Source organism: Cronobacter turicensis (assembly GCF_041222865.1).
GTDB lineage: Bacteria > Pseudomonadota > Gammaproteobacteria > Enterobacterales > Enterobacteriaceae > Cronobacter > Cronobacter turicensis.
In genome coordinates, this window is record NZ_CP165997.1 from 3401400 (window position 1) to 3426047 (window position 24648).

Here is a 24648-nt window from a genome sequence, read left to right on the forward strand (position 1 = left end):
TTTCCTGCTTCGTGAAATGAATCGCGTATTTCATCCGGGAAAATGAAAATTTCGCTTCATTTGATACACTGACACAAGCTTTCCTTTTTCCCCCTTTTTTATCAGGCACGATACATGGCAAATAATCCGACCCAGCTCTCCATCCTTCAGGATGAAATTCGTCGCCGGTATGACGATCTCAGCAAACGACTCAAACAGGTGGCGCGCTACATTCTTGATAACAGCAACAGCGTGGCGTTCGATACCGTCGCCTCTATCGCCCAGCAGGCGGATGTGCCGCCATCGACGCTTATCCGTTTCGCCAATGCGTTTGGTTTCAGCGGCTTCAATGAAATGAAACAGATGTTCAGACAGCATCTGATGGAAGAAACGGCCAATTATACCGAACGCGCGCGCCTGTTCCGCCAGACCGCCAGCGAAGAGACCAGCGCGCCGGAAACGCCGGGCGAAATCCTCAGCATGTTTACGATGGTGAACTCCCAGGCGCTGCAACAACTGGCGATGCAAATGGCGCCGGAAGATCTGGAGAAAGCCGTCAGGCTGCTGGCCGAGGCGGAGAATATCTACGTGATTGGCCTGCGCCGGTCGTTCAGCGTCGCGTCCTATCTCACTTACGCGCTGCGTCATCTCGACCGTAAAGCGTTTCTGATAGACGGGCTGGGCGGCATGTTTACCGAACAGTTAAGTCTGGTGGGGCCGAAAGACGTGGTGGTGGCGGTGAGCTTCTCGCCGTACTCCCGCGAAGTGGTCGAACTGGTGGAGCTCGGCGCGCAGCGCAAAGCGCGCCAGATTGCGATAACCGACAGCCAGGTGAGCCCGCTTGCCGCCTTCAGCGATGTCTGTTTTGTGGTGCGCGAAGCGCAGGTGGATGGGTTTCGCTCACAGGTGGCCTCGCTCTGTCTCGCCCAGACGCTCGCCGTCTCGCTGGCGCTTAACAACAGCAAGACCACGCAGCAGACGGCCTGACGCCTCGCCAACGCAATAAAAAACGGCCCGAATGGGCCGTTTTTTTATGCAGGCTTAACGCCGTGGATAGTCGTCGCTGTTAATCCAGGCGTGATCCTCTTCCCAGGTAAACAGCCATTTGCGATCCGGCCCGGCCATCACGTTCAGGTAATAGCTGTCATAGCCCGCGACCGCCGCCACCGGATGATAACCGCGCGGCACCATCACCACATCGTGATTGTAAGGCGCCATGCAGGCATCCAGGCTGCGGTCGTCGGTGTATACCCGCTGGAAGGCGAACCCCTGCGACGGATCGAAACGGTGGTAGTAGGTCTCTTCAAGCTGCGTCTCTTTTCCTGGCACCGGCGTATCGTGCTTGTGCGCAGGCCAGGAGCTGGTGGCGCCCTCGTCGGTATAGACCTCCACCACCAGCAGACAGTCCGCCTCGCCGCTGTCCGGCAGAATGTTATGCACCAGGCGCTGGTTACGCCCTTTACCGCGATGCTCGACGCCCACCTCTTCAGGCGTAATCACCCTTGCAGGCAGCGTGCCCTTGCCCGGCGCGCTGCACACGGCAAGCTCCAGATCGGAATCGGCGGTCACTTCGACGCGCTCCTGCGGCGGCACGTAGACCGACCACGGCGGCGTGCGCTCAAACGGCGACATTCGCCCGCCGAGGCCCGGAAACTCCGCGTGGCGTGTTTTCACCGAGGCAAAACCCGCCACCAGCACCAGGCACAGCTCCCGGTCGCCGCTCTCAAGCGTGACCGTTTCGCCCTGTTTCAACATCCAGACATCGAAGCCGATATAGCGCCAGCCGGCGCTTTCCGGGGTGATATGCTGTAAATGGCGCGCGTCGCGCTGCGCCTTTGCAAGTAACGACATGGCTCCTCCTGGAAAAGCTTAACCCAGCGTCGGCATACTGAATTCAGAGACGGTCTGTTGCCCCTGCGGCCAGCGCACCGTGGCGGTTTTCATGCGGGTATAGAACCGCACGCCGTCCGGCCCGTGGACATTCAACGCGCCGAAGACCGAACGCTTCCAGCCGCCGAAACTGTGGAACGCCATCGGCACCGGCACTGGCACATTGACGCCCACCATCCCCGCCTGAACGTCATGCACGAATTCACGCGCCGTATGCCCGTTGCTGGTGAAAATCGCGCTGCCGTTGCCAAATTCATGGCTGTTGATAAGCGCCAGCGCGCGCGCGTAATCCGGCGCGCGAACAATGCCGAGCACCGGCCCGAAAATCTCTTCGCGCCAGATAACCATTTCCGGCGTCACGTTATCAAACAGCGTGCCGCCGACGTAGTAACCCGCTTCATAGCCCGGCAGGCGGAATGTGCGGCCATCGACCACCAGTTTCGCGCCTTCGCTGACGCCCTTTTCAATATAGCCCAGCACTTTTTTCTGGTGAGCGTCGGAAACCACCGGTCCCATTTCATTCTCTTCCGGCCCGCGCATACAGCCCGGCCCGACTTTCAGCGCTTCCACCAGCGGCGTTAAGCGCGCAATCAGTTTATCCGCCGTTTCGTCGCCCACCGCGACCACAATCGGCAGCGCCATGCAGCGCTCGCCTGCCGAACCAAACGCGCCGCCCATGATAGCGTTCACTGTGGCGTCGAGATCGGCATCCGGCATGACGATGGCGTGGTTTTTCGCCGCGCCGAACGCCTGCACGCGTTTACCGTAAGCGCTGGCGGTTTTGTAGATATGCTCCGCCACGCCGGACGAGCCGACAAAGCTGACCGCCGCGATACGCGGATCGGTGTAGAGCTGTTCGGCATCCTCATTACTGCAATGCACCACGTTGAACACGCCGTCCGGCAGCCCGGCTTCTGACAGCAGCTCAGCGAGACGCACCGCGGCGGTCGGCGCCAGCGCAGGCGGTTTCAGCACAAAGCTGTTGCCGCAGGCGAGCGCTATCGGGAACATCCACATCGGCACCATCGCCGGGAAGTTAAACGGCGTGATCCCCGCCACCACGCCGAGCGGCTGCATCAGCGAGTAGCTGTCGACGCGGGTGCCGACATCGGAGGAGTATTCCCCTTTAATCAGGTGCGGAATGCCACAGGCGAACTCCACCACTTCCATGCCGCGCGTCAGCTCGCCCATGGCGTCTGACCAGACCTTGCCGTGTTCGCTGACGATAATCGCCGCCAGCTCGTCGGCATGTTTCTCAAGCAGCATTTTGAAATGAAACAGCACCCTGGCGCGGCGCAGCGGCGTGGTATTGGCCCAGCCGGTAAACGCCTCATGAGCGACCTGAATCGCCGCCGAGACCTCCTGGGCCGTGGATTGCGTGAGCTCGCGCACCGGTTTGCCCGTCGCCGGATCGAAGACCGGCACCGTCTGGCCGCTGCTGCTGTTGCAGGTTTTTCCGCCGATAAAGTTTCCTGTGATATTCATGCTTAGCCTCGTCGTCTGGAGGGGGTCAATGCGGGAGCCGTAGGGGCTCGCGTAAAAACGTCTGTCCTTATCCTGGCTAAATGAAATGAATATTTCAATAAAAATATAAATGAAATTTACTTTTGGTGACCATAGTCGCATTTTCTACGGCATTGCATCCCTGGCCTGACCATCACATACCATTATCCCCTGAAAATTAGCGGGATAAGCGGCTGCCGCAAAGCAAAACCGGCCTCTACTCCTTCTTTTTTGCGAAGCCGATCAAAGAAGCAGAATTTCAAATATTGCGAAATATGAAATAAATGTTTTGATTACAGGCAGGCCAGTCTTTCATTCTGTTGCTTTCAGGAGAGTACGATGACCATTGCACTGCACCGTTTCTGCGTTAACCGCAAAATTGCCCCGGCGCTGGATATCCCGGCGTTTTTTAAACTGGTGAACCGGCTTGGGCTGAATAAGGTCGAGCTGCGTAACGATATGGCCAGCGGCAAGGTCACCGACGATCTGAGCCCTGAGCAGGTGCGCGAACTGGCGGCGCGCTATGAGATTGAGATTGTCACCATTAACGCCGTCTACCCGTTTAACCAGCGCACGCCCGCGGTACGCGAGCTGACCGAGTCACTGCTGAAAGATGCGCAGGCGGTGGGCGCGGCGGGGCTGGTGCTCTGTCCATTAAACGACGGCACGCCTGTCGGGCCGGCGGAAACCCTGGCGGCGTTACAGGATCTCGCCCCACGGTTCGCGGAATACGGTATTGACGGACTGGTGGAGCCGCTCGGTTTTCCGCAAAGCTCGCTGCGTTCGGCGGCCGAAGCGCAGACGTTAATCCGCGACGCCAGCGTGCCGTTTAAGCTGCTGATCGACACCTTTCACCATGCGCTCTACCCGCAGGCGGCGCAGGCGCTTTCACAGGTGGATGTGTCGATGATAGGGCTGGTGCACCTCTCAGGCGTTAACGATCCGCGCCCGCTTGAGACGCTGACCGACGATCAGCGCCTGATGCTGATGCCGGACGACAGGCTGAAGACGGTAGCGCAGATTAAGGCGCTGGAGGCGCGCGGCTATCAGGGCATTTACGCGTTCGAGCCGTTCTCTTCATCCATGGCGTCATGGCGCGAAGCGGATATTGAGCGCGAGATAGTCAACAGCATCGCACGCGTGCAAGAGCACGTGGCCTGAGGGCTCAGCGCGGCCGAAAACCGGCGATAAAATCACCTGTGGTCGGGGCGCGGTTTCAGGTATGATGCGAGGCCAGACCCCGCGGCGACAGGCGTCGTCGGGGTTGTCCTTTATTGAGAACCGGGCGCGTCAATGAGAGTCACCCCTGCCAACACCATTGAATCCATTATCTTTTGTCTGCTGTTTATTTTTTTCTTCCTGAATATCCCGCATATGCTGTTCGCGCTGCTGCACACCCGCGAGCTACGCGACGTCGCTGCCATGGTGAACGTGGTGCCTTTCCTTGATGATTTTAACGCCTATTTTATTGAGCTGGCGGTGGTGTCGGTTATCTGTTCGCTGATAACGACCGTGGCGGGCAGAACGCTGTGGGCGCGCTGGGGCGGCTAAAACAAACGGCGGGAAGAGACGCTGGCGCAGGCGCGCCAGCGTAAAGCCGCATCAGATAGAGGTGCGGCGGTAGCTGCGGTATTCCGGCAGCCAGAAGTTATCTTCAATGGCCTGTAACAGCGCCTCGGCGGAGGTTTTCACCGCCACACCCTGCTGCTGCGCCATTTTGCCTACCGCAAACGCGATATCCTTCGACACCGCCTGAATGTCAGTCAGCGGCGGCAGCACCAGCCCGCTGCCGGTATTGACCAGCGGCGAATGCGAGGCCAGCGCTTCACTCGCCGCCATCATCATTTCATCGGTTACGCGCAGCGCGCCGGACGAAATAATCCCAAGCCCGATGCCAGGGAAGATATAGGCGTTGTTACACTGCGCAATCGGGTAGGTTTTCTCTTTCACCGTCACCGGCTGGAACGGGCTGCCCGTCGCCACCAGCGCCGCGCCGTCGGTCCAGTTCAGGATGTCGTGCGGCGTCGCCTCAACGCGCGAGGTCGGGTTAGAGAGCGGCATGACAATCGGGCGCGCGCAGTGCTTGTGCATCTCGCGGATGATCTCTTCGGTGAAAAGGCCAGTCTGGCCGGACACCCCGATGAGAATGTCCGGTTTGGCGTTGCGTACCACATCCAGCAGTGAGATCGAATCGCTCTGCGTATCCCAGCCCTGAAGGCTGTCGCGTTTTTGCACCAGCTTCGACTGGAACGACAGCAGGTTCGGCATGTTGTCGGTCAGCAGGCCGAAACGGTCGACCATATAGACGCGGGCGCGCGCCTGCTCGTCGCTTAAGCCGCCTTCGGTGCGCATCCAGGCGATGATCTGCTCGGCGATGCCGCACCCGGCGGAGCCTGCGCCCAGGAAGACGATTTTCTGCTCGCTGAGCTGGCTGCCCGCCGCGCGGCTCGCGGCAATCAGCGTGCCGAGCGTCACCGCCGCGGTGCCCTGAATATCATCGTTAAAGCAGCAGATCTCGTCGCGATAACGCTCAAGCAACGGCATCGCGTTTTTCTGCGCGAAATCTTCAAACTGCAACAGCACGTTCGGCCAGCGCTGTTTTACCGCCTGGATGAAGTCATCGACGAACGCGTAGTACTCGTCGTCGGTGATGCGCGGGTGACGCCAGCCCATGTAGAGCGGGTCGTTCAGCAGTTGCTGGTTGTTGGTGCCGGCATCGAGCACAATAGGCAGCGTATACGCCGGGCTGATACCGCCGCAGGCGGTGTAGAGCGACAGCTTGCCGATAGGAATGCCCATGCCGCCGATGCCCTGGTCGCCGAGGCCGAGAATACGCTCGCCGTCGGTCACCACGATCACTTTGATGTTATGGATAGGCACGTTCTGCAGGATGTCATCCATGTTGTGGCGGTTCGGCCAGGAGATGAACACTCCGCGGGCGCGGCGGTAGATCTCGGAAAACCGTTCGCAGGCCGAGCCCACCGTCGGGGTGTAGATGATGGGCATCATCACTTCAAGATGGTTTTCCAGCAGGCGATAGAACAGGGTTTCGTTGGTGTCCTGGATGTTGCGCAGATAAATGTGTTTATCAATATCCGTTTTGAAATCTTCAAACTGTCGCCATGCGCGCTCCGCCTGCTCCTCAATGGTTTCCACCACTTCCGGCAACAGCCCCAGCAGGTTGAAGTTGCTGCGCTCCTCCATACTGAAGGCGCTGCCTTTATTCAGCAGCGGGAACTCCAGCAGAACGGGGCCGGCGTAGGGAATGTAAAGCGAACGGTTTTTTTTGTGTTTGATTTCCATCTGTCTCACTCTTTTTTGCGCGGCAGAAGCCTCACCATTGGCTTTCTGGAGGCCGCGTCGGAACGGGCGGATTACCATAGCGGCACATAGTGTATAAGAAAGCGGCCCGTCACTCTTCCTTAAATGGACAGATTTGTCGCATCAATGCCATGCAATTTATTCATCAGGCGGAATATGGGGGAGACGCGCTCCCCCGTGAACGGTGTCGCCGTCAGGCCAGTGAAGAATCGGGGGATTTTTCAAGCGCCGGGCGCGGGCGGCCCTGCAGCGTGAAGAAGGAAATCACGGTAAAGCCAAGCGTGATAAGCCCAAGCACCAGATAGGTCTGCTGGAAGCCTACGGTGTCATACATCCGGCCCGCCCAGGTGGAGAGCACCACGCCTGAGAGCTGTTTGGAGAGGTTAAAGCCCACCAGAAACAGCGTGGCGGAAAGGCGCGGATCAAAGACCGCGGAAATGTATTTAAACGTGCCCACCAGCAGGAACGGCAGCTCAAACATATGCAGCGTTTTGAGGATGATCACCTGCCAGTCGGCGGTAGCGAACGACGAGCCGATAATGCGCACCGACATGATCGCGCCCGCGATAAGCAGCGCATTTTTGCTGCCGATGCGGTTGATGATAAACGGCGTGAAGAACATCACGGTGGCGTTGAGCAGCTCCCCGCCAGTGGTGACGAAGCCGAAAATCTGGGTGCCGCGCTCGGGGCTTGAGAAAAAGCCTTTAAAGAAGTTGGCGAACTGCTGGTCAAAGACGTCATACACGCTCGCCACGCCCACCACGTAGATGATAAATGCCCAGAAGCTGCGCATTCTGAACAGCTCGCTGACGAGCTTCATCGAGAACGCCTGGCTGGTCTCCTTCGTGCCGGAGATCAGGTTGCCGCTCTCCCCCGCCGGACGCGAGAACCACAGGACGCCCGCCAGGATCAGCGCGCACGCCGACGCCACCCAGAAGATAATATTGGGGTTCACGCCAAACAGCATGCCGGTCATCGAGGCGCACAGCGCCCAGCCCACGCAGCCGGAGACGCGCACTTTGCCATATTCAAAGTTATTGGCGCGGCTGACGCGCTCAATGTACGCCTCCACCGCGCCGGAGCCGCTTGAGAAGACAATCCCCAGATAGCAGCCGCCGACCAGCGCCCCGACCCAGATGTTAAAGGCCAGCAGCGGCTTGAGCACAAAGATAAAGAACGGCGCGAACAGTACCAGCAGACCGGTTATCGTCCATAGCAGATGTTTGCGCAGCCCGAGCTTGTCGGAGACCAGGCCAAACACCGGCTGGAAGATAATCGCGAACAGCGAGATACACGAGAACACAATCCCGGTATCCGTTTTACTGAGATGCGCGACATCCGCCAGCCACACCGGGAAGAACGGAAAGTAGGCCGACATAATGAAGTAGTAGAAAAAGAAGAACAGCAAAAAGAATATGAAGTTCTGTTTTTCAACCGGGGTCAGGGCAGGCTTATTCATCTTTCACCTTCTGTGTGGAGGTTGTTTTTGTTGTTAACGCCGGGGCGCGCCCCGGCGGTCGCGCCCTGTCAGCCTTGCCGTCTGCGCAGGGTAAAGCGGTAGCGGTATTCCCGCGCGGTCAGCAGATATTCCGGATGCACGCTCGGCGTCCAGGAGTCATCGCCGCCGACGCCCATATGGAAGCCGTCAATCGTCAGCCAGATACCCGCTTCCGGCTGCAATTTATGCCAGTGGCTGGTTTCCATTAGCTGGCGCGTGCCGTAAGGGCTTAACGAGAAATGAAACTCGCCCTCGGCCTGCCAGCCATTCCAGGTCAGCTCACGCGTGTTGCAGCGCAGGCCGTTTTCGCCCGGGAAAATATACGGCGTGGTAAGTTCCGCGAGCGGCAGCGTCCAGCGCGAGAAGCACGCGCTGCTCAGGCGATCCGGGTAGTTCTCATGCGGTCCGAGGCCGAGCCAGCTTGCCGTCTCTTCGCCGCCGCGTAACTGACAGACCACGCCTGCGCGCGGCAGCGGCGGCAGCGCCGGGCTGCGCGCGACGTCAATATCGCAGTGCAGCGCGCCCTGGTTATCCACCACCATACGCCAGTAGCTGAGAATGGCCGGGCCGTCCGCCACGCCTTTTACGAAGTACGCATGCTGCGCGCGCACCTCCACGCCGTCGCGGGTGGTCTGCGCGTCACAGACCAGGCAGCGGTGTTCGGTCTCATACAGCCCGGCGGCTTTCCAGCGCTCTACCCAGGCGTTCGGATCGATGCGTTCCACTTCGCTGACGCCGATATCGTTATCGATAGGCGCGCGGATGAACTGATCGGCAAGCGGCGTCAGCATCTGATCCACGCCGTCGTCGCTCCACTGCGTCAGCTGGCCGCTGCCGCGGCTCACGCGCCAGGTCTGACGGCCGTGGCGAATGACAAATTCCGCATCGGTGATATCAAGCTGCGGCGCGTCGCCTGCGGCAACCGGCTCCGGCAGCGCGAGCGGCGCGGCGAGCGGCCACTGCGCCCAGGCGCTGAGATGCCCTTCCGGCGACCACGGCGTCGCCTGCGGCTGTTCAACGCGCACATGCAGCCAGATTTCCTCGTCGCCCGCGCGGGCGCTAAAGCCCGTGTCGCTGAGCGTCAGCACGCGGGACGCCTGCGGGCCGAGGGAGAGCGTCAGCTCCCCGCTCAGGCGCGTCTCGCCGCGCACCTCGATGCTCCACAGCAGGCGCTCGTTGTCGCTCTCGCGGAACAGGTATTCGCTGGTCACCTCGATTTGCAGCGGGCTTTCGCCCACCAGACGGAACTGGAAGAACTGCTGCTGATGCTTCGCCTCAAAGAGCGCCGGGTGCGGCGTGCGGTCCGGGAAGACCAGCCCGTTCATGCAGAACTGACGATCGTTCGGCATGTCGCCGAAATCGCCGCCGTAGGCCCACCAGCGGTTGCCGTCAGGCTCGACGCGCGTGATGGCCTGGTCAGCCCAGTCCCAGATAAAGCCGCCCTGAAGGCGCGGGTACTGGCGGAACGCGGCCCAGTAGTCGGCGAAATTCCCCAGGCTGTTGCCCATCGCGTGCGCGTATTCGCAGAGGATCAGCGGGCGGGTTTCGCCAGGCATAGCAATCCACTTTTTGATCGACCACTTCGGCACCGCAGGAATAAGCTGGTCGGTCTCCACGCGGGCGTACATCGGGCAGATGATGTCGGTCGCGCGGGTATCCGCCCCGCCGCCTTCATACTGCACCGGACGCGTCGGGTCCTGATGCTTGATCCAGTTATAAAGCGCGGTATGGGTCGCGCCGTTGCCTGACTCATTGCCGAGCGACCAGATAATAATGCTCGGGTGGTTACGGTTGCATTTCACCATCCGGGTAACGCGCTCGCTGTAGGCGCCCAGCCACACCGGATCGTCCGAGAGACGGCTCATCGGCTCCATGCCGTGGGTTTCAATATTGGCTTCATCCACCACGTACAGCCCGTAGCGGCTGCACAGCTCATACCAGCGCGGCTGGTTGGGGTAATGGGAACAGCGCACGGCGTTAAAGTTGTTCTGCTTCATCAGCAGGATATCCTGCACCATCGCCGCCTCGTCCACCGCCTGGCCTTTTTCCGGGTGGTGCTCATGACGGTTAACGCCGCGGATCAGCAGCGGCTGGCCGTTGAGCGTCAGCAGGCCGTTGTGGATTTCCACGCGACGAAAACCGACGTCGTGCGCCTCAGAGACCAGCGGTATGCCGTCGGCGTCCAGCAGCGTCACCACCGCGCGGTACAGGTGCGGCGCTTCGGCGCTCCACAGCAGCGGGTTGTCAACGTCGAGCGAGAGCGTTACGCGCTCGGCGTAGTTGCCGCGCTCATCAATCGGGGCCGAGCCAAGCGGCAGCGTCTGGCTCGCGATTTCGTTATCACCGCGCCACAGCGCGAGACTGACGCTGAGCCCGCGCGCGGCGGGCGTCACTTCCACCTCGCTGAACAGCGTGGCGTGGCGCAGCGACGGCGCAAGTTCGGTATGCACGCGCACATCGGCCAGCGCCTGTTCCGGGAGATGCAGCAGGCTGACCGGGCGGAAAATGCCGCTCATGCGCCACATATCCTGATCTTCCAGATAAGTGCCGTCCGACCAGCGCAGCACCAGCACGCACAGGCGGTTGCGGCCCGCGTGCAGCACGCCGGTAAGATCGAACTCCGCCGGCAGGCGACTGTCCTGCGAGTACCCCACCCACTGCCCGTTACACCAGAGATAAAACGCCGAATTCACGCCGCCGAAGACAATGCGCGTGCGGCCCGCCTCCAGCCACGCCTGCGGCACCTCGATATCGCGCGAATAGCAGCCGGTCGGGTTGTCATCCGGCACAAACGGCGGATTCACCGGGATCGGGTAGCGCACGTTGGTGTAGATCGGCGTGTCGTAGCCTTCCATCTGCCAGTTTGACGGCACCGGCGTGGCGCGCGCGTCGCTGAGATCGGCCGCCAGCCAGACTTCCGGCACCTGGTGAGGGCTGGTGAAAAAGCTGAACTGCCATTCGCCGTCGAGCGACAGCACGGCATCGGACGGCTCTCCCCGACGCGCCTGGTCGGCGTCGCGCCAGCCATGCAGCGGCGTATGGGACGGCAGACGGTTAACGCTGGTGATCGCCGGGTTTTGCCAGTCATTGCGGGCAAGGATCGTCGCCAGCGGGCGCGTCTGGAGTTCGTTAAAAGCGGTCGTGGTGGGGTTTTCTGTCATGATGGTTCCCTGGAAATCAAAAAATGTCGTGCGCTAACATAAAGAATCAGCATGGCGGGAAACCGGACAGATCGCGAATGGCGGCGTTGCATAATGCGATCCTGGATCACATCGCGACGCACGCAGGATCGTGAATTGCGATCTGCGTCACAGCCATGATGTTAGCGCATGACATTACGCGCCATAAATTGACTTTATCGTGCGCCATCACCGATCATTGCGGCGACAAGAGGCAGAGGAATGGCGATGAAAAAACGACTCAGCACGCTGGATGACGTGGCGCAGAAAGCCGGGGTGTCGCACCAGACGGTGTCGCGCGTGCTTAATAAGCCGGAGATGGTCTCGCCCGCGACGCGCCAGCGGGTGCTGGACGCGATGGACGCCTTGCAGTTTGTGCCAAACCGCAGCGCGCAGCTGCTGGCGGGGAAAGCCACCCGCACGCTCGGGTTTATCACCGTATCTCTGGCGCTGCATGCGCCCTCGCAGATTGCCGCCGCCATCAAAAGCCACGCCGCGCGGGCGGACTACAGCGTGGTGATCGCCACACTGGAAACCGGCGCGCTGGAGGAGCTACAACGCTCCCTCAATGAAATGCGCGCGCAAAAAGTGGATGGCGTCATTATCAACCTGCCGCTCGGGGCGGAGGCGGCCGCAAGCCTCGTTAACGACAACAGCGATCTGCTGTGCCTGTTTCTCGACGTGCCCGCCGACAGCGACGTCTTTCACGTGAGCTTTGACCCGCGCGACGGCTCGCGCCAGAGCGTGGAGTTTCTGCTGAGCGGCGGGCATCAGCGCATCGCGCTGCTCGCGGGGCCCGAACACTCGGTGGCGTCCGGCATGCGTCTCGCCTGCTGGCAGGACGTGCTGAGCGCGCACGGGCTGGCCCCCTGCGCGGTCTTACACGGCGACTGGAGTTCGAAAGACGCCTGGCGGCAGACGCTGAGCCTGTTCCGCACCCGGCGCGATATCACGGCGCTGGTGGTGGCGAACGATCAGATGGCGTTCGGCGCCATGAGCGCGCTGGATGAGCTGGGCCTGCGCGTGCCGCAGGATGTCTCGGTGATTGGCTATGACGACACGCCGGACAGCGCCTATTTCATTCCGCCGCTTACCACCGTCGAGCAGGATTTCAACCGGCTCGGCGCAGAGGCGGTGAGCCGCATGGTGGCGCGCCTCACGGGCCACGGCGAGAGTGGCTCTACCCTGCTGCCGACCCGCTTTATCGAGCGCCGCTCCACCGCGCCGCGGGGCGACCGCAACGCCTCTCGCGAACGGCTGCTCGATGAAATGGCGCGCCTGGTGAAAGCCCTGCGCGAGTGCTGAGCCTCAGCGCGCTTTATCTTCCTGCTTCATTCGCGCGCGAATGCCGCCGTCAATGGTGGTGGTGTCCGCCATCGGCGTATAGATAGCGCCGGTCGTCGGGGCCAGCGGCTGCGCTTTTTCCACCGAGCGGTTAATCACGTTAGCGGAGAGTTTTTCCGTCATATCCGGGAACAGATGGTGCGATAAATTCGACGAGCGCGCCTTCCAGCCCACCGGGATCTCCTCTTGCGGTTTGAAGCAGGCTTTCACCATCGCCTCGATGACTTTTTCCGGCGAATCCATCGCGGCCATGCGCGGCGCGTGGCCGGTATAGTTGGCGGCATGCGTCCACCACGGCGTATCCACCGCCCACGGCATGATGGTCGCTACTTTGATGTCGTGGTAATCGTTAAGCCGCAGCTCCTCGTTAATGGTGCGCCCGAGGCTCAGCACGGCGGCTTTGGTGGCGGCGTAACTCGACTGAAACGCCAGCGGCACTTCGCTGTCCACCGAGCCGGTATTGATCAGCACGCCGAAGCCCTGGGCGATAAAATGTTTCATCGCCACGTGCGCGCCGTAAATCACGCCTTTCAGGTTCACATCCACCAGCCGCTCATGGTCGGCTACCGGGATCTCCCAGAACCAGCCGAGCGCCCCGATGCCAACGTTATTGATCCAGACGTTAATCGGCCCGAAGCGCGCGATCGCCGCCTGCGCCAGGCGCTCCACCTGATCCGGCTGGCTGACGTCCGTTTCCACCGCAAGCGCGTGGCCGTTGTCAGCGTTAATCTCCTGTGCCAGCGCCTCCAGTGCCTCGCCCCGACGCGCCGCCAGCACGACGTTCGCGCCGCGTTTAGCGAGCGCCAGCGCAGCCCCGCGGCCAAAACCGCTCGACGCCCCGGTGATAACGATAGTGGTGTTGATCATTCGTTCTTCAGACATAGCGGCCCCTCTTTTTATCAGCAGATTGCCGCGCCGCTTCAGGCCCGAAGGGCGGCGCGGCCCAGCTTTCAGTCTGGACCGGGATGCGCAGAACGCAAAAAGAGGGGCTTTTTAACCTGCACGTTAATGATGAAACTGAAACCGATTTGTTTGAGGGAGAATCGTGTGTATAGAGGTTTGGTAGGTCGAGGAGCGGACGTCCATGGTCACTCTCGCCCCTGATTAAGTATGTTTCAAATTATGGTGAGTTAATCAACGGGAAGTGTAAGCACACCGATTGTCATTCCCCGTACTTTTGAGCTTTCAAGGTTTTCAGTCCTAAACTAGCACTCTTCTGGTGAGAGTTTTCAAAACAATGTTCCTACACATTATAACCATCTAAAAAATAAATAATTGGTAAAGGAACTACTACGATGGTGTTGCAATATCTTCTAATTGTGAAGCATATTCTTCGAATATCCGATCATATCGTTCTTCGTCTTTAGTCCGATTTAATTTATGCATAAAATCAGGCACCGGATTCCCTGTCGCCCTGTAGTTAAAAATTTGGTCCTGAACTAAACGCGAGTGCTTTTCTAGCTCTTTTTTGTCGTAGGCTTGATCTTTTACTACTTGCCTTAGCGTATTCTCAACAAGTATACGAAGCTCGTCTGCGCGGGCGACAGATTTCTTATTCTCACTAACGTACCTATAATAAAATTGGTAAGTCGGAAGCAATATTGCCACAAATGCAATAAATTGTAGATATGTCGGATTGGTGAAAATAAAAGTTATAGCAAACATAATTATGTTCAGCGCTAGAATAACACTCAGTAATGTTGAGGTTTTCTTTTTCAAACCTGCATCCCATCCCATGTTCTTACTTTGACAGAGCATTACCATTAAGGGAGCAGAAACGCTCAGGGGAGAATTAAGGTACCAGTTACGGAGGTGACAATCACCTTCAGTAGCTAAATATTTCTGGGCAAACTCTATATTTTCAGAAACAGGTGTTTTTTTACCAGCAACGATGTCATTCCATTCCATGTTAAACAAACTGGTATCATACTCCTCCTGAATACGAGCTGCTTTTTTCTTACAATTGCTGATATGCTCCATTATAAAGTGGTTAATAATGAAGAATACTAATCCATAGATCGTAAGAAGTGTTTTTATCCAAGAACCCGTGTAACTTGGATAAAAACTCATTACAAAGAAGATTAATGAGAATATTGATGGGACAACCACCCCCGCGCAAAAACCTATCATTAGTATAGATTTTACATCAGAATAGATCTGACGCTGTCCAGCAAGAAGTTTGAGCATATAAGGATCATTTTGCTTTTCAAAGAAATCGTTCATTATGCGTTTCCTACTGGAAAATCTTTACCTAACACTTTCTGCCATATTTTTCCAGATTTTTCTGGATCAGTAAACTCTATGGATAGAGCCTCTTTTGCATTATTGGCATCTTCAAATGCCATTTCTTGAACCTTTTTCTGCTCTTCTGAACTTAAATGGTTTATATCACCTTGGAAGTTTTTTTGATCGCCAACATAACCGACGATTGCAGTAGCTAATGCTTGCAAAGCATCTGCAAATTCGATAGCGAGATATTCTGACATTGAATCCTTGTTAAGGTCGTCATAGTGGTTAAGCATAATAGTTTCGAGTAAATATGAGCCAATTGCAGGCACGCCGCGCTTACGCTTCCAATACTTAACTAATCGAATTACGTTCAATACCTTACCATTATGCTTTTGGTTCACTCTAGTCGCACGGTTTTTATCAATACGCGGGTCGGTCTGTTTCCAGTTACCGCTGCCGTCTGGGATCAGGTAAAATGTGTTTCCATAGCTGTCTGGTGTAGTGATGAAGGCTGGAACAATATCAAAATTCCATGAATAGGATTTCAAATTGAGAGTTGCGGCCTCTCCTTGACGTTTGCTATCAGCGCTCGAGTATTGAGAGACAGATTTTAACGATGAAACAAATTTGTTGACGACTCTGCGTGAATTTACCCACTCACCAGTTTCGTTCAGGTAGTTTTGAAAACGGGAATTTGTCCCGGGAGATATATAGAAGGTTTTGCCGCTTTGAGTGTATGTGCTGCCTTCAGCATGCATGACAATCATCATATCTATATCATCAAGTTCACGAATTTTTGTTCTTCTGGAAAATGAACCAAACCACATTTTAGGCGTAGTGCTTAAAAGAGGGAATTCATCATCTTTATCTGGAAACTTGGTCAGCTGCTCATCGACTAACCAGTCACGGCTTCTTCTTCCGTTGCGTGTTTCATCTGCATCTAGATTAACAAAGTTATTCATGAGGCTATTGAAAGCAGTACTAACCTGATAAGACATCTGTTTTTTCCTTGTTCTGGTACTACGTAAAGCCAAAGTAAACCATATGGAGGGAATCCGTACAGGAAATCAAAACTCACTACATGTGGTGCTTGTTTTTTATGTTATACGCACTATGTTGTGGTTTTCATTAAACAAGTTTTCATTTCTATTGATATAGAACAAGGCATACATGTGAAAGCAGATATGATGCGGGATTAATGCGATTGTAAATTTTTAATGATGCATTGAAAATCATACTCATCAAGCTTTGAGCATTGAGCTGCTTCCCTCTAATTAATGTTGTGTGGACTGAATAACTCCCGCTTCTGGCAAAGAGTAGACCGTAACGATGCATCCATTCTTTCGGTTTAGCTGACAAAAAAAGATGGCGCCAGGCCATCCTTTTTCTTTCAGGGAAAACGCCGACAATTCAGGCCCGAAGACCGCCCGCCAGCAGCGTAAACACCTCGATCATTTTCGGCAGCGCTTCTTCGGGAGACGGGCTTGCCGCCACCCACAGCGCGGCATTGAGCGCCGCGCCATTCAGCAGCCGCGCGGCGGCGTCGGCATCCACCGGTTTGATTATCCCGCGCGCCATCATGCTGATAACCGTCTCGCGCGTGGCGTCAAGGCAGCTATTCTGGCTCGGCCACTGCGCCGGATCGCCCAGAAACGCCGGGCCATCCAGCAGCACGATGCGCCGCACCTCTTCATCCAGCGCCATCTGAATATAGGCGACGCCTTCGGCGATCAGCGTTTCCCACGGGTCTTCCACGCCTGCGGCGGCCGCTTTCGCGCGCTGTGCCATCTCGCCGTCCACCTGGGCGACCACGGCGGCGAGCAGCCCTTTTTTATCGCCGAAATTATGATACAGCGCGCCGCGCGTCAGCCCGACGCTGGCGGTGAGTTCATCCATTGAAGCGGCCGCAAACCCTTTCTCAGCAAACGCCTTACGCGCCGCCGCGATGAGCTTCGCGCGGTTTTCTTCCATGGTGTCGATGCGCCGTTTTGCGGCCATAGGATCTCCTTTTCACATACGCGACGTATTTCAATTGACATACGCGGCGTATGTGTAATGATTATTCACATACGCCGCGTATATTAAATCAATTCCCGGCAAGGCGCACCCGGCTTCTTGCCCAACCGTTAACAGGACACCCTATGACCTCTCGTGAACCCGTTTTCCCCGCTAACCGTCATGCGCTGTATGAAGAACACGGCTACTCCGCCGCCATCCGCAGCGGCGATCTGCTGTTTGTTTCAGGCCAGGTAGGCAGCCGCGCCGACGGCACGCCGGAGCCGGATTTTGAAGCCCAGGTGCGGCTTGCGTTTGAGAACCTGCGCGCGACGCTCGCCGCCGCCGGTTGTACCTTTGACGATCTGGTGGATGTCACTACGTTTCATACCGATCCTGAGCGCCAGTTTCCGGCCATTATGGCGGTTAAACAGGCCATTTTCCCGGCGCCGCCGTACCCGAACTGGACCGCCGTCGGCGTCAACTGGCTGGCAGGTTTTGATTTTGAAATTAAAGTGATTGCCCGTATCCCGGACGGGCCGCGCGCATAATAAAAAAGGATGGCTCAGGGCCATCCTTTTTATCAACAACGGCGCATTACAGGCCGCGGCGCGCCATTAACAGCGCCAGATCCACCAGCCGGTTTGAGAAGCCCCATTCGTTATCATACCAGGCGAGAATTTTGACCATGTTGCCGCCAATCACCAGCGTCGAGAGGCCGTCGATAATGGACGAGCGCGGATCGCCGCGGTAGTCGCTGGAGACCAGCGGTTCGTCGCTGTAACCGAGAATGTTTTTCAGCGGCCCTTCCTGGGACGCCTTCAGGAACGCGGCGTTGACCTCTTCCACGGTGACATCGCGGGCGAGCGTGACGGTGAGATCGACAATCGACACTACCGGTACCGGCACGCGCAGCGAGTAACCCGTCATGCGCCCGTCGAGTTCAGGGATCACTTTGCCGATCGCCTTTGCCGCCCCGCTGGAGTAAGGCACGATGGAGAGCGCCGCCGCACGCGCGCCGCGCAGATCTTTCTCCGGCTGGTCGTGAAGCGCCTGGCTGTTGGTGTAAGCGTGGGTGGTGTTCATCAGGCCGTGCTGAATGCCGAACTGCTGATGCAGCACCTGGGCTGCGGGCGCGAGGCCGTTGGTGGTGCAGCTGCCGTTGCTGACCACGTGATGCCGCGCCGGATCGTACTGCTCATGGTTAACGCCCATTACGATGGTCAGGTCGTCGTTTTTCGCGGGGGCCGAAATAATGACGCGCTTCGCGCCGCCTTTGGTGATATGCGCTTCGGCCTGGGCTTTGTCGGTAAAGAAACCGGTGGCTTCGATGACAATTTCCACGCCCACGCTGCTCCACGGAATATTGCCGGGGTCGCGCTCGGAGAAGACGCGGATGGCGCGCCCGTCGACCTTCAGCTCGCCTTCGCCCGCTTCTACAGTCGCCGGCAATGTGCCGAGCAGGGAGTCATGTTTCAGCAGATGCGCCAAGGTTTTGCTGTCGGTGAGATCGTTAATCGCCACGACCTGAAACGCCTCATTGCCCAGCGCGGCGCGTAGTACGTTGCGGCCGATACGGCCAAATCCGTTAATGCCTACTTTAACCATGATGAAGCTCCTCTGTTAACGTTCTGTAGAGAGTGTGTAACAGAGGGCGAATGGCGTAAATGACGAGATTAGATCACTTTACGCCAATGCACGCGCGCAGAAGCGTTCGCGGTAGTCCGACGGCGTGAGATGCAGGTTGCGCTCAAAGACGCGGCGCAGATTAATGGCGTTGCCGAAACCGCACTGCGTCGCCACCTGTTCAATGCTTTCGCTCCCCTGCTCCAGACGCTGGCGGGCAGCGTCGAGACGCGCCTCTTCCACATAGCGGGCGGGCGGCACGCCGGTTTCGCGGGTAAAGACGCGGGTGAAATTGCGCGGGCTCATCGCCACCTGCTCCGCCAGCCGCTCAACGCTGAGATCCTGCGCCAGGTTTTCAAGGATCCAGCCCTGGAGATCGCGGATTGGGCCTGGCGTTTTCGCCTGGGTCAGCAGATAGCGGCTGAACTGCGACTGACCGCCGGGGCGGCGCAGATACATCACCAGCTCCTGGGCGACGTTACGCGCCAGCTCAAACCCGCCGTCCTCTTCCAGCAACGCCAGCGTCAGGTCAAAACCCGACGTCACGCCTGCGGAGGTCCAGATGTCGCCGTCCTGCACGTAAATCGGCCCGCGCTCTACCGTCACCGCCGGGAAGCGCGCGGCGAGCGTATCGAGCAACCGCCAGTGGGTGGTGGCGCGCCGTCCGTCCAGCAGACCGGCCTGCGCCAGCAGCAGCGCCCCGCCGCATACCGAGACCACGCGCCGGGCATACGGGGCCGCCTGGGACAGCCACTGCGCCACCTGGTCGCCCTCTTCTTCCGTCAGCCCGCGGCCGGTGACAATGACAGTGTCGAACGGCGTGTGCGGCGCGAGATCGCACAGGCGGTGCTCCGCCAGTAGCTTAAAGCCGGAGGCGCCGTGGATGACGTGGTGCGGCTGGGTGGTGGCAAGCGTCACCTGATAATGCGGCTCAGGGGTATCCGCAGGCCGCAACTGGTTGGCCCGGGTGAAGATATCGGCGATGCCGGTCGCTTCCAGCAACATGCCCCCTTCCGGGGCGATAATCAGAATAGTTTTCATGTCCTGAAAAATATGCTTTATACAAATTAAGTCAACACAGGTATTTAAGCGTTCGGCGTTTTCAGCGCATGTGATGGCGTGGTCTGCCTGGCCTTAAGCACAGGTAACGCTTTATGGGATAAGCACGATCGCAGGGAATAAAAGGGAAGCGGGCATGACTGAAGAGGGGAAATATAACGTACAGATTTGCCGCAAGGCTGCGTCATTATTTAAGGAAATTCCCGCCGCTGGCGCAGCGGGGCTGGCGTTACTGCCGCGATTGCCAGTCGCGCTCGCAGTGTTCTTTCGCTTCGGCCAGGAGATCGCGCAGCTCCGGCGCGCCGTCGCTGTAGCCGTAATCCATGGTGCTGCTGGCAGCCTGCTGCTCCTGCTGCGCGGCAAAGCGGATCTCGTCCTGCTGCGGCTGCCATTCACCGCTATCGTCACGCACAAACCGCGTGGCGTATTGCGGCTGTTTGTCATCCTCGCCGTAGATTTCATATTTACACTCAGGCGCGTTTTCCGGCCCAAATTCCAGGGTATCGATCAGATGCGACTGTGCCATCGTGCCTCCTTCAACAGGTTAAAAATAAAGGGTAGTACAGGGAAGCGGAATGTGCTGGAGACAATAAATAACCGAAGCGCTAAAAAGCGTAATAATGCAGGGCAAGCAAAATAGTAAAGAACATAATATCAGCGAATAGTGAATTTAATTACCCGATGACGTAATAATATTAACCTCCCCTCTAACAACAACCCCTTATTGTTATTCCTAAATGAGTGGAACACACGCGCTCCACGCCGCCATAACCGCAGGAGTAAAGTAATATATCGCCGTTAGCCTTCATGTTGCTATACCAGAGAGCAATTGAAATTAATGGATGATTTTGAAAAAGGAATACTGCTGTGGCGCTTTTCGGGAAATTCACAATAAACAATGCTGATTTTTCGCCGTTACTGATGTATGGCGTTGGAACCTTTATGGCTTTTTCAGGAGACGCGAAATACAGAAATCGAGGCGGATGCATCGCGCTGCCTGATAAAGGTCCTTTACCGCCAGGCCGTTATCTTATCGTAGACAGGCCCGCAGGAGGCACAGGCTCAAGAATGAGAACAAGCGCCATAGACTCATGGAACAGCGTATCAGGTGCTCCTTCGGATCATACTCAATGGTTCGCACTCTACCGCGCAGACGGCCAGCTTGATGACTATACCTGGATAAACCACGTCAAAAGAGGTAATTTTCGTCTTCACCCTGTGGGTGGACAAGGTTTATCACTAGGATGTATCACGTTGCAGCACTCTTCCGATTTTGCGGTGTTGCGCAATGCATTACTGGCAACAAATAAAGTCGTACTTGGGAAAGGCATCGTGACTTATGGAGAAATTGAAGTGGTGGCGTATGAAAGCGATTGTCCTGTTGGTTAATATTCTCCTTTTCGTTGTGCTTTATTTGATAACTATCCCCCTCGTACATTTCTGGCGCCCACTTACCCGGCAGGAAACAGACAGGCTGGTGGACAGCGCAGAATGGCTTGGTTTCCTGAATGCACAGCAATTATGGTGGCTATTGATGGCAACGGCTGATTTCATCGTCGCGCTGATGTTGTTTATTCTGGTTAAGTTATTGTGGAAAAAATGGGTGTCGCGGCATGGATAACGCTGCCTGCCCCAAAGCGTTTTCGGGACATTAACTACCGCGCAGCATGGCTTAACCATAGGCAACATAATGAAAAAGAGGCTCATTGCCCTTATCCCTGTTTTTCTGGCCGCTATGGCTACAATCATTTACTGGATCAATAAGCCAATAAAAGTTATTGATGTACACCAAAATTATTTCACTGCACAAATCCTGGTTAACGATTTACCGTTATCCTCTTCAGCCAAAATCGACTGGTGGATAAAAAATAGCAAAGCGCTTTCAGATAAATATCATCTGAATGATAAAGATATCTATATGTTTGCCTGGAGCAATGGGTATCAGGAAGAAGGCAAAGCAGACAGGTTATGCTTCGCAGATATCGCTCCGCCTCGTAACTGCATCGATAAAAATATTCTGATGTCTGTCAGTAAAACCCGAAGCGGCAACACTGAATACCGCATAGATGACGAGATCTGGTTACAAGAGTCGGGTCAGCAACCTTTACAGATCAAGTGATTATTATTTTCTAAGTAAGACATTGAGCAATCTAAGCTCAATGTCTTACTTTTATCTATGGAAAAAAAATTACTAACGGAACCGTTCCAGGAGCGTCAGTTGACCATCAGGGGTTTGTCTGTAGAATTTCCCATCAACACCAAAAAACAGTTTATTATTATAATCTCCTCCGACCCTCATCACGACATCGTTATAAATACATTTTTTATCGCTTTTAATATCATCGAAGCAATTATAGTCGTCTATAGAGCCGTCATTACTACCTGTCGGTGCGGCAACATAGCCCCCGAAATACATGACGGTTACGGAAACGTTTTCAGGATCATCGATTAAATGATATTTCTCTTGCAGGACATCTTTATTTTTGTTCCACCAGGCGATTTTAGCGCGTGTTGTTAAGGGGGGATGTTCAATGTATACGGCATGGCTATCCGCGCGGATAATTGTTGTCGGTGCGAGGGCATCCCACAACTGCCAGACTCCCGCCAGCGCTACGCCTACTGCCGTGATGCTTATAAGTACACGTCTTTACCTGACTGCGCATCTGTTACATTCCTTTGTCCATAAATATTGTCAGTTGGTGATTATAAACCTGGCCCGATAAAGCACCAAACCGCACCCACGTTTAAGCAGTCCCCCCTCACCCATGCCACAATAAGTTAACCGTTTTTTTTACTTCGGAGCGCCGATGCACGCCCTTCACACTTCTTTCCCGCCCGTGTTTGACGGCCATAACGATCTGCTGCTGCGCCTGTGGCTGCGCGCGGAGGCCGAGCCTGTCGGAGCGGTGTTCAGCGGCCTCGAAGGCGGCCATCTGGATTATCCGCGCATGCGCCAGGGCGGCTTTGCCGGCGGGCTGTTCGCGGTGTTCGTGCCGCCGCCGGAGTATGTCGCGCAGATGCGTAATCTGCCGCTGGCGGATGCCGAAACCATGCACGATCCGCTCGCCATTACGCAGGCGCAGATTGGGCTCTTTCACGCTATGGCGCAGGCCTCAGGCGGGAAAATGCGCGTCTGCCGCACGGTAGCGGATATCGAGCAGTGCATGGCGGATGACGTGGTGGCGCTGGTGCTGCATCTCGAAGGCGCGCAGGCGATCGACGCGCAACTGGAGCCGCTCGACGCCCTGCTCGCGCAGGGCGTGCGCAGCATCGGGCCATTCTGGAACACCCCGAACGTTTTTGGCGAAGGGGTCAGCGGGCCGTTTCCTGGCTCGCCGGATACCGGCGTTGGGTTAACGCCTGCGGGTAAAGCGCTCATCCGCGCCTGTCGCGAACGCCATGTGCTGGTGGATGTCTCGCATATGAATCAGAAGGCTTTTTTCGATACTGCGGCCATCGGCGGCGGGCCGCTGGTGGCGACGCACTCCAACGCCCACGCGCTCTGCGCGCAGCCGCGCAACCTCACCGATGAGCAACTCGCGGCCATTAACGCGAGCGACGGGCTGGTCGGCGTGAACTTCGGCACCGCCTTTCTGCGCGCCGATGGACAGCGCAACGGCGACACGCCCTTGTCCGAAATTGTTACGCACGTTGAGTATCTGATTACTAAACTGGGTGAAGACCGGGTGGCGTTCGGATCGGACTTCGACGGCATCAGCCTGCCGGATGCGATGGGCGACGTCACCGGTTTACCACGTCTGATGCAGGCGCTGGCGGCGGCAGGGTTCGACGCGCCGCTGCTGGAAAAGCTCGCCTGGCGCAACTGGTTGCGCGTGCTCAGGCTCGCCTGGGGAGAATCGCAATAAATGGTTAAGCATTTAAGTTGCGATCTGGATCACATTTACGCAACATAAGCGCGCCGGTAATCGGTTTCACCAGGGTGGTAAAAAGTCACCCGTTAGATGAGGAGTAAGACTATGACCAAGTGGACTAAACCTGCGTTTGTTGACCTGCGCCTGGGTCTGGAAGTGACCCTGTACATTTCCAACCGTTAATCGCCTGTGCCCGCGGCTTCGCGGGCACCTTTTCTCTTTTCCTTTCCGGTTCTGCACATGCAAATCAAAGTTCTCGGCTCGGCGGCGGGCGGCGGTTTCCCTCAGTGGAACTGCAACTGCGCCAATTGCCAGGGCGTGCGTAACGGCACGATGAAAACCGCCGCGCGTACCCAGTCTTCTATCGCCGTCAGCGATGACGGAAAAAACTGGGTGCTGTGCAACGTCTCGCCCGACATTTGCCACCAGCTTCTCGCCTCACCCGAATTGCATAATCCCGGGGTGCTGCGCGGCACCGGCATCGGCGCGATTATTCTCACCGACAGCCAGATAGACCACAGCGCGGGATTACTCAATTTACGTGAAGGCTGCCCGCACCATGTCTGGTGCACGCCGGAAGTGCATGACGATCTCTGCACCGGTTTTCCGGTCTTCCCGATGCTCTCTCACTGGAACGGCGGGCTTCTCCATCACCCAATTGCGCCGCTGTCGCGCTTTCAGGTGCGGGTCTGCCCTGGCGTGCATTTCACCGCCATTCCGCTGCTGAGCAACGCGCCGCCCTACTCGCCGTACCGCGACCGCCCGCTGCCGGGCCATAACGTCGCGCTGTTTATTGAAGAAGAAGGCGGCAAAAGCCTGCTCTATGCGCCGGGCCTCGGCGAGCCGGACGACGCCATTCTGCCGTGGCTTGAGCGCGCCGACGTGCTGCTGATTGACGGCACGCTGTGGCGCGACAACGAGCTTGCCGCCACCGGCGTCGGCCATAACACCGGCAAAGCGATGGGCCATCTGGCGCTGTCGGAAGAACAGGGGCTGGCGGCCTTACTCGCGCGCCTGCCCGCAGAGCGCAAGATTCTCATTCATATTAATAATACCAACCCGATCCTCAACGAGGCGTCCCCGGAGCGCCAGTCCCTGCACCAGCTGGGCATTGAGGTAAGCCACGACGGGATGGTAATCGCGCTATAAGAGG

At 57.1% G+C, this 24648-nt stretch carries 24 protein-coding genes; 11 read left to right on the forward strand and 13 right to left on the reverse strand.

What is annotated here, in order from left to right; all coding sequences use genetic code 11:
• The first annotated feature begins 114 nt into the window (after window positions 1-114).
• Entirely contained in the window at window positions 115-966 is an 852-nt protein-coding gene (locus tag AB8W27_RS16285) for a MurR/RpiR family transcriptional regulator (protein ID WP_012815436.1), read from the forward strand.
• A 54-nt stretch (window positions 967-1020) separates the two neighbouring features.
• On the opposite strand, the gene iolB is transcribed toward AB8W27_RS16285, so the two are convergent.
• Together iolB and AB8W27_RS16295 are read right to left on the reverse strand one after the other, a co-directional pair.
• A complete protein-coding gene (gene iolB, locus AB8W27_RS16290) occupies window positions 1021-1830 on the reverse strand; it encodes a 5-deoxy-glucuronate isomerase (RefSeq protein WP_012815435.1) in 810 nt (269 codons plus the stop codon).
• A gap of 18 nt (window positions 1831-1848) precedes the next feature.
• Complete coding sequence (locus AB8W27_RS16295; protein ID WP_041923234.1) at window positions 1849-3354, reverse strand: CoA-acylating methylmalonate-semialdehyde dehydrogenase; 1506 nt, start codon at window positions 3352-3354, stop codon at window positions 1849-1851.
• 357 nt (window positions 3355-3711) lie between these two features.
• On the opposite strand from AB8W27_RS16295, the gene AB8W27_RS16300 reads away from it, so the two are divergent.
• Together AB8W27_RS16300 and AB8W27_RS16305 are read left to right on the forward strand one after the other, a co-directional pair.
• Window positions 3712-4533: a TIM barrel protein gene (locus AB8W27_RS16300; protein ID WP_012815433.1), complete on the forward strand. Its 822-nt coding sequence runs from the start codon at window positions 3712-3714 to the stop codon at window positions 4531-4533.
• Between the two features lie 132 nt (window positions 4534-4665).
• Window positions 4666-4923: a hypothetical protein gene (locus AB8W27_RS16305; RefSeq protein WP_012815432.1), complete on the forward strand. Its 258-nt coding sequence runs from the start codon at window positions 4666-4668 to the stop codon at window positions 4921-4923.
• A 51-nt stretch (window positions 4924-4974) separates the two neighbouring features.
• On the opposite strand, the gene AB8W27_RS16310 is transcribed toward AB8W27_RS16305, so the two are convergent.
• The 3 genes from AB8W27_RS16310 to AB8W27_RS16320 form a co-directional block, all read right to left on the reverse strand.
• Window positions 4975-6675: an NAD-dependent malic enzyme gene (locus tag AB8W27_RS16310; RefSeq protein WP_041923233.1), complete on the reverse strand. Its 1701-nt coding sequence runs from the start codon at window positions 6673-6675 to the stop codon at window positions 4975-4977.
• Window positions 6676-6886: 211 nt separating this feature from the next.
• Entirely contained in the window at window positions 6887-8152 is a 1266-nt protein-coding gene (locus tag AB8W27_RS16315; protein ID WP_041923232.1) for an oligosaccharide MFS transporter, read from the reverse strand.
• A gap of 68 nt (window positions 8153-8220) precedes the next feature.
• Window positions 8221-11352 (reverse strand): beta-galactosidase, encoded by a 3132-nt coding sequence (locus AB8W27_RS16320; protein ID WP_041923231.1) that lies wholly within the window; start codon window positions 11350-11352, stop codon window positions 8221-8223.
• 246 nt (window positions 11353-11598) lie between these two features.
• On the opposite strand from AB8W27_RS16320, the gene AB8W27_RS16325 reads away from it, so the two are divergent.
• Window positions 11599-12675: a LacI family DNA-binding transcriptional regulator gene (locus AB8W27_RS16325; protein WP_041923230.1), complete on the forward strand. Its 1077-nt coding sequence runs from the start codon at window positions 11599-11601 to the stop codon at window positions 12673-12675.
• A gap of 3 nt (window positions 12676-12678) precedes the next feature.
• On the opposite strand, the gene AB8W27_RS16330 is transcribed toward AB8W27_RS16325, so the two are convergent.
• From AB8W27_RS16330 to AB8W27_RS16345, 4 genes are all read right to left on the reverse strand, one after another.
• A complete protein-coding gene (locus tag AB8W27_RS16330; RefSeq protein ID WP_041923229.1) occupies window positions 12679-13596 on the reverse strand; it encodes an SDR family oxidoreductase in 918 nt (305 codons plus the stop codon).
• Window positions 13597-14004: 408 nt separating this feature from the next.
• Window positions 14005-14937, reverse strand: coding sequence for an S-4TM family putative pore-forming effector (locus AB8W27_RS16335; protein ID WP_012815426.1), 933 nt, complete (start codon window positions 14935-14937; stop codon window positions 14005-14007).
• Window positions 14937-15941 (reverse strand): hypothetical protein, encoded by a 1005-nt coding sequence (locus AB8W27_RS16340; RefSeq protein WP_012815425.1) that lies wholly within the window; start codon window positions 15939-15941, stop codon window positions 14937-14939. The genes AB8W27_RS16335 and AB8W27_RS16340 overlap by 1 nt, the downstream gene beginning before the upstream one ends.
• Before the next feature lie 412 nt (window positions 15942-16353).
• Entirely contained in the window at window positions 16354-16941 is a 588-nt protein-coding gene (locus tag AB8W27_RS16345) for a TetR/AcrR family transcriptional regulator (RefSeq protein WP_012815424.1), read from the reverse strand.
• Between the two features lie 143 nt (window positions 16942-17084).
• Between AB8W27_RS16345 and AB8W27_RS16350 the strand changes: the two genes are divergently transcribed.
• Window positions 17085-17489 carry a RidA family protein gene (locus AB8W27_RS16350; RefSeq protein WP_007699216.1) on the forward strand — a complete coding sequence of 135 codons (405 nt, stop codon included), beginning with the start codon at window positions 17085-17087 and terminating at the stop codon, window positions 17487-17489.
• Between the two features lie 46 nt (window positions 17490-17535).
• On the opposite strand, the gene gap is transcribed toward AB8W27_RS16350, so the two are convergent.
• The 3 genes from gap to AB8W27_RS16365 all read right to left on the reverse strand — a co-directional run bounded on the left by gap (window position 17536) and on the right by AB8W27_RS16365 (window position 20149).
• Window positions 17536-18546, reverse strand: a complete 1011-nt coding sequence (gap, locus tag AB8W27_RS16355; RefSeq protein ID WP_012815423.1) for a type I glyceraldehyde-3-phosphate dehydrogenase — start codon at window positions 18544-18546, stop codon at window positions 17536-17538.
• Between the two features lie 78 nt (window positions 18547-18624).
• Window positions 18625-19605, reverse strand: coding sequence for a GlxA family transcriptional regulator (locus tag AB8W27_RS16360; RefSeq protein WP_041923228.1), 981 nt, complete (start codon window positions 19603-19605; stop codon window positions 18625-18627).
• A gap of 247 nt (window positions 19606-19852) precedes the next feature.
• On the reverse strand, window positions 19853-20149 hold the full coding sequence (locus AB8W27_RS16365) for a hypothetical protein (RefSeq protein ID WP_012815421.1): 297 nt from the start codon (window positions 20147-20149) through the stop codon (window positions 19853-19855).
• A gap of 341 nt (window positions 20150-20490) precedes the next feature.
• Here AB8W27_RS16365 and AB8W27_RS16370 point away from each other — a divergent pair, with 341 nt between their 5' ends.
• From AB8W27_RS16370 to AB8W27_RS16380, 3 genes are all read left to right on the forward strand, one after another.
• Complete coding sequence (locus AB8W27_RS16370) at window positions 20491-21012, forward strand: DUF2778 domain-containing protein (RefSeq protein WP_012815420.1); 522 nt, start codon at window positions 20491-20493, stop codon at window positions 21010-21012.
• Window positions 20987-21244 (forward strand): hypothetical protein, encoded by a 258-nt coding sequence (locus AB8W27_RS16375; RefSeq protein WP_041924112.1) that lies wholly within the window; start codon window positions 20987-20989, stop codon window positions 21242-21244. Before AB8W27_RS16370 ends, AB8W27_RS16375 begins: the two co-directional genes overlap by 26 nt.
• 69 nt (window positions 21245-21313) lie before the next feature.
• Window positions 21314-21742 (forward strand): DUF943 family protein, encoded by a 429-nt coding sequence (locus AB8W27_RS16380; protein ID WP_012815419.1) that lies wholly within the window; start codon window positions 21314-21316, stop codon window positions 21740-21742.
• A gap of 72 nt (window positions 21743-21814) precedes the next feature.
• On the opposite strand, the gene AB8W27_RS16385 is transcribed toward AB8W27_RS16380, so the two are convergent.
• Entirely contained in the window at window positions 21815-22258 is a 444-nt protein-coding gene (locus AB8W27_RS16385) for a DUF943 family protein (RefSeq protein WP_071820264.1), read from the reverse strand.
• 172 nt (window positions 22259-22430) lie between these two features.
• On the opposite strand from AB8W27_RS16385, the gene AB8W27_RS16390 reads away from it, so the two are divergent.
• From AB8W27_RS16390 to pqqB, 3 genes are all read left to right on the forward strand, one after another.
• Entirely contained in the window at window positions 22431-23489 is a 1059-nt protein-coding gene (locus tag AB8W27_RS16390) for a dipeptidase (protein ID WP_012815417.1), read from the forward strand.
• 111 nt (window positions 23490-23600) lie between these two features.
• Complete coding sequence (pqqA, locus tag AB8W27_RS16395; protein ID WP_004387125.1) at window positions 23601-23678, forward strand: pyrroloquinoline quinone precursor peptide PqqA; 78 nt, start codon at window positions 23601-23603, stop codon at window positions 23676-23678.
• A gap of 57 nt (window positions 23679-23735) precedes the next feature.
• A complete protein-coding gene (gene pqqB, locus AB8W27_RS16400; protein WP_012815416.1) occupies window positions 23736-24644 on the forward strand; it encodes a pyrroloquinoline quinone biosynthesis protein PqqB in 909 nt (302 codons plus the stop codon).
• Window positions 24645-24648: the final 4 nt, after the last annotated feature.

Excerpts from the sequence above, each read along its gene's own strand:
- AB8W27_RS16285 (WP_012815436.1), top strand. The coding sequence starts at position 115 with ATGGCAAATAATCCGACCCAGCTCTCCATCCTTCAGGATGAAATTCGT.
- iolB (WP_012815435.1), bottom strand. The coding sequence starts at position 1,830 with ATGTCGTTACTTGCAAAGGCGCAGCGCGACGCGCGCCATTTACAGCAT.
- AB8W27_RS16295 (WP_041923234.1), bottom strand. The coding sequence starts at position 3,354 with ATGAATATCACAGGAAACTTTATCGGCGGAAAAACCTGCAACAGCAGC.
- AB8W27_RS16300 (WP_012815433.1), top strand. The coding sequence starts at position 3,712 with ATGACCATTGCACTGCACCGTTTCTGCGTTAACCGCAAAATTGCCCCG.
- AB8W27_RS16305 (WP_012815432.1), top strand. The coding sequence starts at position 4,666 with ATGAGAGTCACCCCTGCCAACACCATTGAATCCATTATCTTTTGTCTG.
- AB8W27_RS16310 (WP_041923233.1), bottom strand. The coding sequence starts at position 6,675 with ATGGAAATCAAACACAAAAAAAACCGTTCGCTTTACATTCCCTACGCC.
- AB8W27_RS16315 (WP_041923232.1), bottom strand. The coding sequence starts at position 8,152 with ATGAATAAGCCTGCCCTGACCCCGGTTGAAAAACAGAACTTCATATTC.
- AB8W27_RS16320 (WP_041923231.1), bottom strand. The coding sequence starts at position 11,352 with ATGACAGAAAACCCCACCACGACCGCTTTTAACGAACTCCAGACGCGC.
- AB8W27_RS16325 (WP_041923230.1), top strand. The coding sequence starts at position 11,599 with ATGAAAAAACGACTCAGCACGCTGGATGACGTGGCGCAGAAAGCCGGG.
- AB8W27_RS16330 (WP_041923229.1), bottom strand. The coding sequence starts at position 13,596 with ATGTCTGAAGAACGAATGATCAACACCACTATCGTTATCACCGGGGCG.
- AB8W27_RS16335 (WP_012815426.1), bottom strand. The coding sequence starts at position 14,937 with ATGAACGATTTCTTTGAAAAGCAAAATGATCCTTATATGCTCAAACTT.
- AB8W27_RS16340 (WP_012815425.1), bottom strand. The coding sequence starts at position 15,941 with ATGTCTTATCAGGTTAGTACTGCTTTCAATAGCCTCATGAATAACTTT.
- AB8W27_RS16345 (WP_012815424.1), bottom strand. The coding sequence starts at position 16,941 with ATGGCCGCAAAACGGCGCATCGACACCATGGAAGAAAACCGCGCGAAG.
- AB8W27_RS16350 (WP_007699216.1), top strand. The coding sequence starts at position 17,085 with ATGACCTCTCGTGAACCCGTTTTCCCCGCTAACCGTCATGCGCTGTAT.
- gap (WP_012815423.1), bottom strand. The coding sequence starts at position 18,546 with ATGGTTAAAGTAGGCATTAACGGATTTGGCCGTATCGGCCGCAACGTA.
- AB8W27_RS16360 (WP_041923228.1), bottom strand. The coding sequence starts at position 19,605 with ATGAAAACTATTCTGATTATCGCCCCGGAAGGGGGCATGTTGCTGGAA.
- AB8W27_RS16365 (WP_012815421.1), bottom strand. The coding sequence starts at position 20,149 with ATGGCACAGTCGCATCTGATCGATACCCTGGAATTTGGGCCGGAAAAC.
- AB8W27_RS16375 (WP_041924112.1), top strand. The coding sequence starts at position 20,987 with ATGAAAGCGATTGTCCTGTTGGTTAATATTCTCCTTTTCGTTGTGCTT.
- AB8W27_RS16380 (WP_012815419.1), top strand. The coding sequence starts at position 21,314 with ATGAAAAAGAGGCTCATTGCCCTTATCCCTGTTTTTCTGGCCGCTATG.
- AB8W27_RS16390 (WP_012815417.1), top strand. The coding sequence starts at position 22,431 with ATGCACGCCCTTCACACTTCTTTCCCGCCCGTGTTTGACGGCCATAAC.
- pqqA (WP_004387125.1), top strand. The coding sequence starts at position 23,601 with ATGACCAAGTGGACTAAACCTGCGTTTGTTGACCTGCGCCTGGGTCTG.
- pqqB (WP_012815416.1), top strand. The coding sequence starts at position 23,736 with ATGCAAATCAAAGTTCTCGGCTCGGCGGCGGGCGGCGGTTTCCCTCAG.